The sequence below is a fragment of the Novosphingobium sp. HR1a genome, from assembly GCF_015594425.1.
Classification (GTDB): Bacteria; Pseudomonadota; Alphaproteobacteria; order Sphingomonadales; family Sphingomonadaceae; genus Novosphingobium; species Novosphingobium resinovorum_A.
This window is the reverse complement of the sequence record NZ_JABXWS010000009.1, coordinates 1-10,930: the sequence shown is the minus strand read 5'-3', so window position 1 is coordinate 10,930 and position 10,930 is coordinate 1. Positions and strand designations below refer to the sequence as shown.

Annotated in this window: 14 protein-coding genes; 5 read left to right on the top strand and 9 right to left on the bottom strand. The window is 59.4% G+C overall.

The genetic code is table 11. The features are described 5' to 3' along the window. The 4 genes from HWN72_RS02105 to HWN72_RS02090 form a co-directional block, all read right to left on the bottom strand. Positions 1-1,045 (bottom strand): efflux RND transporter periplasmic adaptor subunit (locus HWN72_RS02105; protein ID WP_211149682.1); only part of this gene is annotated, 1,045 nt, incomplete at its 3' end. After that, positions 1,042-2,358, bottom strand: coding sequence for a TolC family protein (locus HWN72_RS02100; protein WP_211149681.1), 1,317 nt, complete (start codon positions 2,356-2,358; stop codon positions 1,042-1,044). The genes HWN72_RS02100 and HWN72_RS02105, both read right to left, overlap by 4 nt. Positions 2,359-3,733: 1,375 nt before the next feature. Beyond that, complete coding sequence (locus HWN72_RS02095) at positions 3,734-3,949, bottom strand: hypothetical protein (RefSeq protein WP_008832911.1); 216 nt, start codon at positions 3,947-3,949, stop codon at positions 3,734-3,736. Between the two features lie 65 nt (positions 3,950-4,014). Continuing rightward, positions 4,015-4,221, bottom strand: a complete 207-nt coding sequence (locus HWN72_RS02090) for a cold-shock protein (protein WP_036526131.1) — start codon at positions 4,219-4,221, stop codon at positions 4,015-4,017. A gap of 227 nt (positions 4,222-4,448) precedes the next feature. On the opposite strand from HWN72_RS02090, the gene HWN72_RS02085 reads away from it, so the two are divergent. Next, entirely contained in the window at positions 4,449-4,880 is a 432-nt protein-coding gene (locus HWN72_RS02085; RefSeq protein ID WP_211149680.1) for a thioesterase family protein, read from the top strand. Here the strand turns inward: HWN72_RS02085 and HWN72_RS02080 are convergent. Together HWN72_RS02080 and HWN72_RS02075 are read right to left on the bottom strand one after the other, a co-directional pair. Continuing rightward, complete coding sequence (locus HWN72_RS02080; protein ID WP_008827807.1) at positions 4,872-5,696, bottom strand: transglutaminase family protein; 825 nt, start codon at positions 5,694-5,696, stop codon at positions 4,872-4,874. The genes HWN72_RS02085 and HWN72_RS02080 overlap by 9 nt on opposite strands. Next, on the bottom strand, positions 5,690-5,914 hold the full coding sequence (locus HWN72_RS02075; RefSeq protein ID WP_248005757.1) for an antitoxin Xre/MbcA/ParS toxin-binding domain-containing protein: 225 nt from the start codon (positions 5,912-5,914) through the stop codon (positions 5,690-5,692). Before HWN72_RS02075 ends, HWN72_RS02080 begins: the two co-directional genes overlap by 7 nt. A 25-nt stretch (positions 5,915-5,939) precedes the next feature. Here HWN72_RS02075 and HWN72_RS02070 point away from each other — a divergent pair, with 25 nt between their 5' ends. Continuing rightward, on the top strand, positions 5,940-6,185 hold the full coding sequence (locus tag HWN72_RS02070; RefSeq protein ID WP_211149679.1) for a hypothetical protein: 246 nt from the start codon (positions 5,940-5,942) through the stop codon (positions 6,183-6,185). Positions 6,186-6,268: 83 nt separating this feature from the next. On the opposite strand, the gene HWN72_RS02065 is transcribed toward HWN72_RS02070, so the two are convergent. Continuing rightward, positions 6,269-6,442 carry a hypothetical protein gene (locus tag HWN72_RS02065; RefSeq protein WP_008827804.1) on the bottom strand — a complete coding sequence of 58 codons (174 nt, stop codon included), beginning with the start codon at positions 6,440-6,442 and terminating at the stop codon, positions 6,269-6,271. 308 nt (positions 6,443-6,750) lie between these two features. Here HWN72_RS02065 and infA point away from each other — a divergent pair, with 308 nt between their 5' ends. Both infA and HWN72_RS02055 read left to right on the top strand, forming a co-directional pair. Next, positions 6,751-7,020: a translation initiation factor IF-1 gene (gene infA / locus HWN72_RS02060; protein ID WP_036526130.1), complete on the top strand. Its 270-nt coding sequence runs from the start codon at positions 6,751-6,753 to the stop codon at positions 7,018-7,020. Between the two features lie 29 nt (positions 7,021-7,049). Next, positions 7,050-7,196 (top strand): hypothetical protein, encoded by a 147-nt coding sequence (locus tag HWN72_RS02055; protein WP_155986264.1) that lies wholly within the window; start codon positions 7,050-7,052, stop codon positions 7,194-7,196. Positions 7,197-7,498: 302 nt separating this feature from the next. Here HWN72_RS02055 and HWN72_RS02050 read toward each other — a convergent pair whose 3' ends face one another. Beyond that, positions 7,499-8,656 (bottom strand): DUF6551 family protein, encoded by a 1,158-nt coding sequence (locus tag HWN72_RS02050; protein ID WP_211149678.1) that lies wholly within the window; start codon positions 8,654-8,656, stop codon positions 7,499-7,501. 400 nt (positions 8,657-9,056) lie between these two features. Further along, positions 9,057-10,688, bottom strand: coding sequence for a P-loop ATPase, Sll1717 family (locus HWN72_RS02045; RefSeq protein ID WP_211149677.1), 1,632 nt, complete (start codon positions 10,686-10,688; stop codon positions 9,057-9,059). 117 nt (positions 10,689-10,805) lie between these two features. Between HWN72_RS02045 and HWN72_RS02040 the strand changes: the two genes are divergently transcribed. Further along, the coding region (locus HWN72_RS02040) for a recombinase family protein (RefSeq protein WP_211149683.1) at positions 10,806-10,930 on the top strand (125 nt) is incomplete at its 3' end.

The window sequence follows — 10,930 nt, the reverse complement described above, 5'->3', positions numbered from 1 at the left end:
TGTCTCCGCGTTCGCCCACTTCCACCGGAACGCGGCGGAAGCGACCGGGCGCCTCCACGCGGAAGATGTAGTTCTTCATGCCGGATTCGAAGATCGCGGCATTGGGAACCTTGATCGCGCGGCGGCCGTCGTCGGTGACGAGGCGCGCACGGGCGTACATCTCGGGCTTGAGCGCGAGGTCGGGATTGCCGACTTCGGCGCGCACCTGCACACGGCGCGTGGCCGGGTCTACCGCGAGGCCGATCTGCGTGATCTTGCCGGTAAAGCGGCGGCCGGGCCAGGCCGGTACGTCGAATTCCACCGCCTCGCCGATGCGTGCGCGGCTGCTCGACGCCTCGGGAACGTCGAGGAACAGCCACAAGGTGCGCGGGTTGGACACGGTGTAGAGCGGGGTCTGTCCGGCGCCGACCTGCTGGCCGGGATTGATCTGGCGGTCGATGACGTAGCCGCTGACCGAACTGGTCAGCGCCAGCGCATCGCCCGCGCCGCTCCCCAGGTTGCGCAGGCGCAGGCGCGCACGCTCCAGTTCGGCCCCGGCCCCGGCGGCATCGGCCTGCGCGCCTTCGAGATCGCGGCGGGAGATCGCGCCCCCGTCGAACAGCATGTGCGAGCGGGCCATCTCGCGCGCCTTGCGAGTGCTTTCGGCCTGGGCGGTGAGCAGATCGGCGCGCGCCTGGCCGAGATCGGGCGCATCGAGATAGGCCAGTGCCTGCCCGGCCTTCACCCCTTGGCCGATGTCGGCCAGAACCTGCGTCACCCGCCCGGCCACCGGCGCGCCGACGCGGCTGGTCTGCGATTCGTCGAGTGCAAGACGCGCGTTCATGTCGGCCGAGATCGGCAGCGGGCTGGTGGTGGCGGTGACGATCTGCACGGTGTCGAGTTCGGCCGAGCCCGGCGCATAGCTGATGAGGTCGGGCGACTTGCTCGGCGCGGCGGCGGGCGGCGCATCGGACTGGCCGCAGCCGGCAAGCGGGGCGGTCAGAGCGGTGGCCAGCAGGGCTGCGCCAAAGGCTCGGCCAAATGCTGCGGGGGCAGAAGCCCTCATCGATCGTCTCCGGTGGTTTCGCCAGTGGTTTCGGCAGCCTGAAGCTGCGCGATGGCATGGGCTTCGTCGGCACGAGCATCGACCGCGCCAAGTTCTACGGTCCGCAGCGAGCGGCGGGCATCGAGCAGTTCGAGCAGCGACGTCGCCCCGTTGGTATAGGCGAATTCGGCGACGCCCGCGGCATCGCGCGCGGCGGGCAGTTGCCGTTCCTCGATCTCACGGCGTCGTTCGCTGGCCTGGGAAAGCGACTGGCGGGCGATGGTGATCTCGGCCGTTGCCACGGCCGCCGCCTTGCGCGCCTCCGCCTCGGCCTGGACCAGCGCGGTGCCGGCGGCGTCCACTTCGCCGCTGTAGCGGTTGCGCACCGGCAACGGCACGGAAACGCCCACGCCGACGCTGCTGCCGACGCCGAGGTCGTCCATAGCGTGTTCGTACTGCATGCTGACGGTCACGTCGGGATGGCGCAGCGCATGCGCGCCGTCGAGGCTGCGCCGAGCCGCCTCGACGCGCGACTGCGCCGCCAACACGTCCGGACGGCGCAAGGCCAGAAGGTCCGCCGGCTCCGTACTGGCGGCGGCGGGCGCATCGCCCCAATCACCGCTTGTAGCAATGTCGGGCGCATCCCGTTCTCGTCCGATCAGGGTGGCGAGGCCGAGCCGCGCCACCTGCAGCGCGATCGCCGCCTGCTGCGCGTCGGTCTTCGCGCGGGAGGCTTCAACCGCCTGACGCGACAGGTCCCCGCGCGAGATCGAGCCCGCGTGCTCCTGCGTATGCGCCATGTGCTGGCTGTCGGCATAGCTGGCCGCAATCGCCGAAAGGATGGCGCTACGCTGCTCTGCCGCCTTGAGGTCGAAATAGGCGCCGTACACGGCCTCGCGCATGTCGCGCCGCGCGCTGGCTAGGTCCCCTTCGGCGGCATCGATCAACGCGCGCGCTTCGCCGGTCCGGGCCTGCCGCTTGCCACCGCGCTCCAGCGGCAGGTCGATGCCGACGACGGTGTCCGCCACCGAATCCAGCGGGCGCCTGCCGATCCGCCCCGGACGCAGCTGCACCGCGCTGAGATTGAGGTTCGGGTTGGGCGCGGTATCCGCGATCCGCAGGTTGGCCTGCGCAGTCTTCAACGCCAGCCGGGACCGGATCACATCGATGTTGTCGGTCTCGGCAGCGGCCATCGCCGCGTCGAGACTGAACGCGGTCTGCTGCGACGGAGCGGGCGATGCTGCAAGTGCGATGGGGGTGATGAACGGCAGCGGTGCAAGGCAGGTCAATGCGCATGCCAGCCACCGCTCACGAACGACCTTGAACGGCGTCATGAACGATGAATGTCCCTCGGATTTGCGCGGGATTTATCGGCTTCGAAAGACAAGTTCCAGCGAAGTCTGCACCGATCTGCATGAAGATTTCGTAATCTTTTGGCAATGCAGCATACACCCTCCATTTTCCCGCCTGGAGAATACTTGAAATTCAGCCCCGCCAGGCAATTGTCCCCTCTGACAACATTCCACAAGGCAATGCACATGTCATCGCGTTAGCGACCGATGCCGGCAAAGCGGATGCAATTCTTGCAGGCATGAAGCTATCCGATTGCCGGCACACGCAAAATGCGCATTTTACGCGGCTTTCGAACTGCCCAAGCGGTGGTGGCCGGCGGAGACGTAGCGGAAATGGCGAAGATCGCTGCCTGTGAGCCGGTGGCAGCACGACCCAGCCAATCACCTCCGCCTGTCCGGGACCGCCGCGGATTGTGGAAAAGGAGGGGAGCTTTTTTGCCCTCTAACCATGTGAGGGATAGCCCATAGCCTGACTTAGGTGGATGCTCGCTACTGCTTCGGTCAGGATGAGGTCGTGCCCGTTGCCGACCACTGGCGCATGGCCACCCGTGCACCAGTGCGCACGAATGACTGTATTCATGACTGCTGCGTGGAAAGAGCATCAATACGGCTGAGATGCATATAACGCGGAGCTCACCGCCGCGCGCACGAGATTGGAAAAAGGCTTTCTGTAAAGGTTTGCGCGACTATCTTCGCAAGAATGCAGGCGAGACCGTCACAAGCATCAATCTTGAGAACCCCATGGCGGCTGCCAGTGATCAAGACCTGCGCGCGACCTTCAAGAAATGACTCTTCGGGGACCAAACGGTGTAAAAGATGAGTTCCTCTTCGCCGCGAACGCCCAAAATCTCCGCAAACTGCCAAGTTGATCCCGGTCCCCGCGCAGGCGATGCCCGGCTGAGCGCCCGAGCCCGACTGACCTCTCGTTCAAACCCCGAACTACGCGATGCCATTTTCAACACTATCGATCGACTGCGGAGATGCAGCTATGCGTCCCGTTGTGGACGTTAAACGACCTCCACTTGCGATGCTCTGGCGCAGTCCATCCGCTTTCCCGTCCTGCAGGCCCAAAAATGACCCAAAAGAGACTGGCGGCTTTAAATTGAAGACGGCGAACATGTGCCATTATCGAGATGGCAATACGGACCCCACCTCTTCAAGAATGCGGCAGCCGGCTAGAACACCTTCGCCACCGGCATTGATCGACGTCTATATTTTTTCCGAAAGACGGCGCGCGCGACTGGCACAGCGCTTAGTCCGCTGGAGATTTCATCAGACGATTATCGCCCCGACCATGGCAAGCACACGACATTCACCAAGAACTCGTGCAGGCTGATCATACGGAAAGATTATACTGTTACTGACCGTTGACTTCTGCGACATCGGGAACGCTTTCACCGATGTGCAAGGCTTTCACTTTCCGAGCATCCTCGGTTTTCTGAGCGCGATCAGCCAGTTCGGTCCATGCAGACACCGCGCGCAGGCAGCGGTCTCGCACTTGAGGGAGTCTTGCGGCATCGGCCGCAATCGTCTGGAGATCGGCTTGCTCGCGATAAAATGCCAGCGACGACATAAATGTACTCCTGCCTCCGGCGGAAGATTGGCGAACCTTCGTAAAGGTCCGCCAATCCGGTTTGTTCAGGCCGACTGGAGATTGACGGCCGAAGTCTTGCCGCGACGGTCGGTTTCCAGTTCGTAGGACACGCGCTGATCCTTGTTCAGGGTGCGCATGCCTGCGCGTTCGACCGCGCTGATGTGAACGAAGGCGTCATCGCCGCCCGTTTCGGGAGCGATGAAACCGAAGCCCTTATCGGCGTTGAAGAATTTTACGGTGCCGGTGATCATATGGGTATCCTTTGCCCAATGCAGTATGACGGGCATGCGCCAACAGCGGCACATCCCGGCTTCGTGAGGCTAGTAAAGGACAAAGGGGAGCCTTGGCGGCCCAATATCCGTCGCAGGCGACGTTTCAGCCCGGCTCTTATAGGCGCATCTGAAAAAATAGATAGGCTGAATTGGAATCTCGTCCAAAAACGAATCCGGAATGTCATAGCTATGTGATAGATAGCATCATGAATTCCGCGCAAATGCACAGTTGTCCCTTGAAGATCGAGATCGACGACATCGACTTCATGGGGCACGTCAATAATTCTATATATTTGCAATGGGTGCAGGCAGCCGTCATCGAACATTGGCAGAGAGTGGCATCGCCTGCCGCCGTTGCAGCTTATTTATGGGTCGCGCTCAAACATGAGATCACGTACCGCAAACCGGCATTCCTTCGCGACCAGCTGACGGCCAATGTAGTGCTGGAGCAGGTCCGCCGGGAGAGCGCATTCTACGAAACGACGATCCGGCGCGGCAGCGAAGTGATTGCCGAGGTGAAATCGCGCTGGTGCTGCGTCGATGCGGTGTCGCAGCGTCCGGTCCGGGTGACAGCCGCCGTAATGGCATGCTTCTTTCCTGGAGCCTCCGAGGAGCAAGCCGCTCCAGCGTCAAGATGAAGCGAGGCCCAATCTGTCTTCGTCCGTGTAGATGTCGAACCGGGAAAGTGTGACGGGTCCGAAGGTCATCGTCAGCGCCGCATCGGCTGCGTCACGTCCTCGCGCCATCAATATTCGCCCGCTGCGAGGGCGGTTGTGCCTTGCATCGAAGACATACCAGCGATCGCCCAGCCACACTTCGAACCAGGCCGAAAAATCCATGTCTCCCAGCGGCTTCAACAAGTCCATGTCGCCGAGATAGCCGGTGCAGTAGCGTGCAGGCAGGTTCATACAGCGGCACAGCGTGATCGCCAGATGCGCGAAATCGCGGCAGACACCTTCGCGCTCCTCGAACACATCCCACGCTGTCTTTGTCGACCTTGCCTTCATGTAGTCGAAGCGGATGTGACGATGTACAAAATCGACGATGGCCTGGACCAATGCCCAACCCGGCGGGGTGCTGCCGAACAGGTCCCACGCCATTTCGCTCAGGCGATCCGTTTCGCAATAACGGCTGGCCAGAAGGTAGAGCATGACATCGTCCGGCAAAGCCTCGATCGCTGATTGCGAGGCTTCCGGTTCGACCGGATCGGGGGCGAAATCATCCTCGATGACGAAGCCGCAGGACAGCGTCAGGCCGCCGGCCGGAATGGTGAGACGGGTACAGATATTTCCGAAGCTATCGACGTAATCATAGATCGGGACGTCAGGCATCGTGAACAGTCGCTGCGGCGTGCGCAGATCCTTGTTGCGCGAAGGATGGACGCTCAGATGCGCCAGCATCGGCACAGACTGTTCGCATGTGAAGGCTATATCGTAACCCGCGCGGATCAGCATGCGGGCTTCAGGTCCGCAAGGGCGCGCTCCACCCGGTTCAGGCCCTCCGCGGATTCCACGGCGAGATCAAGCGGTCGCCCGCCAAGCTTGCCGCAAGCCGTGTTGAGATAGGCGATAGCCTCGTCCCGGCCTCCAAATGTTTCGAGCGCCAGCTTCGTCACCTGCCCCTGGCGGCTCGCCGCATCAGGGGCTAGCTTCGGGCGATCCGACCATCGCATTTTCGCGCGAGCCGGCGGGGCGGGTTTGTCTTCGCTTTCCATTCAGGATTTCCTATTGATACGGGCGTATCCGACGCGCAGCGACCTTCCGGAGCAGATTGGTTACCTGCAGCTGGCCGATGAGAGAGGCGCTTGCCATCTCAAGCATGGTCCCTTCGTGATCGGGGCCGGGGCCGCGAAGAAAATCCCGCGCCGCCACCCGACCCCCGAGAAGAGCGAACGCGAGATCGGCTATTTCGCTGCGCCGCAGGAAGATCGGATCATCTCTTGAAATCCGGCTCCATTGGCGTCCGCACGTCGGGATGCCCGCCGAGCGCGACCTTGGGCGGGCCAAGTGGTTTGGCGACGACCAGTTCATGACCATTGCGGGTAAGCTGAGACACCCATGTCCTGTCGCAGCCGGGCGATCCTGGTTTCATAGTGGCGGACCAGATCGAACCGCGCCCCGGCATCACGGCTGCCCTTGCTGCGGCTGGCGAATTCCATCAGCGCAATCTGATGATGATAAAGTAGCTGATTGAGGTCCATGCAGACTCTCCTTTTGCGGGAGCGCGCTTGGTCTCTCAGTCACCGATGTGCAAAAATGGCCGGCAATATTTACCTTCTACAGGATTTCACGCCGATCGGCGAGTGCATTACCTGAATTGAGGATATATTTAAAAATCCGCACCCTCATTGAAAAATCGATTTTTGTATGTATATGGACATCGCTGCGTCGTTTTTGACAAATTTGCGCCTGCATCGCGCAGGTGTTTTTCAGACATCAGCCTGGCTCTCATGACCGCCGTTTTGCGCATGCATGTCGGCGGGTGCCCTCGTATTCGGGATAGCATGGATTGGCCAAGGAAGAATTACTGACGATGGAAGGTTTTATCGAGGAAATCCTCCCCGATGGGCGCTTCGCGGTTCTGCTCGACAACGAGCACAAGATCATCGCCTACACGGCGGGCAAGATGCGCAAGTTTCGCATCCGCTCGGTGGTGGGAGATCGGGTGCATGTCGAAATGACGCCTTACGATCTTTCGAAGGGCCGAATCGTGTTTCGTGAAAAGACGCCGGGACAAGGCGGAGGGCCGCCGAGACGGCGCAGCGGGTTTAGAAGATAAAGGCGGAAAAGTCCGCACCACAGGAACACATGCATATCAATATCCAAGGCGCGCAAAAGCGCCCCGAAAATACCATCTACCATCCAGCGGCCGGGCATAATGGACCGATCCGGTTGCCCTCCGGTCTTCTGAGCCGGGATCATTTGCAGCGTCTCGTCGCCGCAATGGTCGATTGATCAGACCCTCCCCGATCTCAATCGGGGATGAATTACGGCTTGCGGGCGAACAGGATCACATGGCGAAAGCCTTTGTTGTTCGCCCGCGCCCTAACCGGCGTCCCAGTTGTTGATCGGCGTGCGAAAAGGAACCCCGTTAGCGGGGTGATCGGCGTCCAACGGGCCCCTCATTTCGATGGTTTAGACCACTGGATCACGGCAGTCTGGTTTTCCAGACTGCCGTGATCGGGATATTAGTGGTGGAGACAGTATGCTGTAGAAATGCAGCGCCCGCCGGCTCATCTGTCGGCGGGCGCATTCATTCAGGCTGCCGCGCGCTGCATCATCGCCCGACTGTCATAGGCCTCAAGGATTGCCGCTCGCATCGCCTGCGCCCGCATGTCACCACCCTTCACGCCTTGCACGAAACGGCCCCAGGCCTTCATGTCGAAGGCGTTGAGGGACTTGAGCAGCCTGCCACGGTCGAGCCCTTCCGGTGGCATCACCAAGATCCGCGCCAGACCGAGGAAGACCGACGCGCCGTTCGACAGCACCTGCCCCTTAAATGCATCGGCGATGGCAGCCAATGCCTCAAGGACCAGCTCTTCGCCGTAGCGGCCAAGGACACTGGCAATGCTGCTTGTGAATGCGACCTCGCCCGGTTGCCATGACTGCGACCCTGTCTGCCGCGACACCCGCAATCCAGCCGCTTCGACCACACGATTGATCTCGACCGCATCCTCATCCCCGGTGACAAGAGCGGCGTGGAAATCATCAAGCCGGTTGATCGCTCGACGCGCACGATTAGCAGCCACGAACATCGCCGCCTCGTCTGCCGGTCCTTCATAGGTCGCGATACAGCAGGGCAGATGAGCAATGTCAGGCCGCAGGCGAGCTGCGGCCAACCGATGTTGTCCATCAATGACGAATCGGCGATCGGCACGGCGCGAGACGGCCAGCGGCATGCACAACCGCCAATCCCAGTGAGACGCGATCGACGCGATCAGGCGCCGAGACGAATTGTTCTCGATCGAGCGCTGGTAGTCGCCATCCACCATAAGATCGCCGGTCGATACCCACTCGATGCTTGGCGGAGTTCCTCTCACCGGGGGATAGGAGCGGGCACGCTCCATCTTGCGCCCCTGCTTCGCCTTCCGGGTTGAGGGGATCGCAGTTTTCAGGCTCTTACCTGGGCCGACCATATTCGCAGGCCTCGACGCCGCCATGATACGATCGCGCAATTCCGCAACGCGCTCGTCGACCTCGTCGGCCGTCCAGGCGTAGACGTCGCCGCCCTGCTCCACGACCACGTTCCGATGATGGACCCGCTGCCGCCCGAGACGCGACTGGATCAGAAACGTCCCGTTGGCCTCGACGCGACCTATCATCCACGGGTGCAGCCATCCTGGCAGTGATCGCCCATCATGCGTCCAGGTCTGAATGGCGCCGACCGCGGCGGCTGACTGTGCTTGTTGTGACATACTGCTTCCTTTCGGGAAGCCGACCGGTGAGTCGGCCGGCCCCGAAGGCTCTCATCCTGGCCGACATCGATCTGCCCGATGGCGATGGAGCGTGGCGGATCGGACGCGAAGTGCATCGAGGCGTCCGCATTGGTTCGCGCTTGGCCCTTTCCAGCCCCATGGTGTGCAAGGATGCGCAAGCGCGCCCAATGCGCAATGTGGGAACGAAATGGGAGGCGGCTATCTCAGCCTTCCCGCATTTCCCATGTTTTTTCAGATGATTGTTTGCGATCAGTTGGCGGAGCGGGAGGTATCGAAAATAATTTAGCATGGCGTTGTTTTGCATAGCTTATTTTCTAACAACCATCACCTATACCCTCGTTCAATCCCACACATTGATGAGGGTAGGACGGAATAGCCGTCAGGCATTTGAAGGCGACAAAGCACACACCTCTCCTAAACTTTTCGCGTCTCCCATTTCGAATGTGCCTTGGCAATCAGGACAAGTGATACTTCCTTCCGACCCGATTCGAAGGCTTTCGCAGTGGGGGCAAATGGCTAAGTTATGTTCCATAGCCTCTTCCAAACTGGCGTCCGATGACACTACGAGCGCCAAACGGGGATCAACTATACCGTAGAGATAGAGAGGTCGGTTTCCGGGGTTCGGAACGTCGCCTACTTTCACAACCGCCCCCGAATTTTGCCACTTTTGCACCTTTGAGCGAGCAGCCTGAGTGCTAACGCGGAATACATCGTTTGCGAGTGTGTTGATGGTGAAAGTCAAATCACCAATCTTTTTAAGTTCCGCACAAGATTCGCCATACAGCTCTCGTGCGCGTTCAAGAGCAAAAGATGATAGTGCAGACTTGATAGTCCTAAATTCTATACTTGAACCAAAATTGCCCGATTTCGTATGCTCATCAAGCATTCGCTTGCAAATGCGCACCATATCGCGCGGCGACCCATTCGCGAAGTAAGCAATCATCCGGTGTACGTCATAAGGCGCCCCGGAGGTTACAAGTTCATCAAACCTGTTAATCACGCCACCAGAGTATGTCGCTAACCTGCGCTCCAGTACTTTTTCAAGCTCTCCGACAGACCAATCTAGAGAATATTCTATTAGCCTATCAGGCCTTCCCCCAGCCTCTTGGTAGGGCTCTTTCATTTGGTCCCAGAGAAAGAATTTGAAGGCAGCACCTTCAGTCTCTAACAAAGGAAGATCGGTCAATAGGGCTGCGATTAGCTGGAAAGCCTTGTTGGCATCCTGAGTAGTCTGCGGCAGCTCGTCCGCCCTATCCACCAAAATGTAGACGGACCAAAATCCGATCTTTTGGGCAAACGCTATCAACGCTTCAAATTTGAACCGCATAGGTTCAGATGCGACACCGGGGGAGTCAGGAAGCGTTATAGCGCTGATTCCATAAGCGCTAGTGAATGCGTTTACCAAGCCAGTGACCACACCCCCGTAACGTTTCCAAGCGTCACCGGCCTTATCGCCGAGAGATTTGATCGAATCGATTTGATCCTTGAACCGGGCCGCCGAAAGCCCACCCAAAAGCTGCTTGGAAAGATCGAGTATTAGTTGCTTGTCGATATCATCGACATTACTTTTGTGCACATCCTCGAGCTGGATAAGAACAGCTAATAGAAGAAGCCTAGTTATATTATGTAAGTGATATTCTGAATCAGCCTCACTTAGATTACGGATACCCTCTGTTGGAAATCGATCGTAGGAAATACAAAGGAAACGGCCCTCTGCCTTGCTCTTCCGCTCGATCATAATCTTTTGGGCGGTCTTACCGCCCCCACGCGGTGCGAAGACAACATTGCTCTTTGGCGATTTTGGATCGCCTATCACCGCAGGAAAGAAGGGTGGCTGCACAAAGTAGTGATCGATTAGCGGTTCATCCGCCGCATTCGTGGATGCGAAAGGGTCTTCTTGAAACCCAAACTTCGACAAAAACTCTAATGCCACTACTTCTTCGCCCCTCAAACGTCCCGAAGCAAGTGGCTTATCAGAAGCGGTGCTCCTGATCCAGTGAACTGGTTGCAAGGGTATACCCCACCGATACAAACCATGAGACAGCCCTCATTGTCTCAATAGGGTTGCGAATCGATTTATGATACAGCATACGGTGATGGTCTAGAGGCTATTGAGACGGTTCGCTGTATGTTGGTAGGGTACGCTAGGGTGAGCAGCGCAGGGCAGTCGCTAGAGGTCCAGTTGGATGCTCTACGTGCGGCTGGATGCGACAAAATATTTCAGGAGAAGAAGAGCGGCACCAGCGCAGAAGG

Bases quoted from the DNA above. Each gene is read 5' to 3' on its own strand.
- HWN72_RS02065 (WP_008827804.1), bottom strand. From the start codon at position 6,442: ATGGACCTCAATCAGCTACTTTATCATCATCAGATTGCGCTGATGGAA.
- HWN72_RS02050 (WP_211149678.1), bottom strand. From the start codon at position 8,656: ATGTCACAACAAGCACAGTCAGCCGCCGCGGTCGGCGCCATTCAGACC.
- HWN72_RS02095 (WP_008832911.1), bottom strand. From the start codon at position 3,949: ATGTCGTCGCTGGCATTTTATCGCGAGCAAGCCGATCTCCAGACGATT.
- HWN72_RS02100 (WP_211149681.1), bottom strand. From the start codon at position 2,358: ATGACGCCGTTCAAGGTCGTTCGTGAGCGGTGGCTGGCATGCGCATTG.
- HWN72_RS02080 (WP_008827807.1), bottom strand. From the start codon at position 5,696: ATGCTGATCCGCGCGGGTTACGATATAGCCTTCACATGCGAACAGTCT.
- HWN72_RS02055 (WP_155986264.1), top strand. From the start codon at position 7,050: ATGCATATCAATATCCAAGGCGCGCAAAAGCGCCCCGAAAATACCATC.
- HWN72_RS02090 (WP_036526131.1), bottom strand. From the start codon at position 4,221: ATGATCACCGGCACCGTAAAATTCTTCAACGCCGATAAGGGCTTCGGT.
- HWN72_RS02075 (WP_248005757.1), bottom strand. From the start codon at position 5,914: ATGCGATGGTCGGATCGCCCGAAGCTAGCCCCTGATGCGGCGAGCCGC.
- HWN72_RS02085 (WP_211149680.1), top strand. From the start codon at position 4,449: ATGAATTCCGCGCAAATGCACAGTTGTCCCTTGAAGATCGAGATCGAC.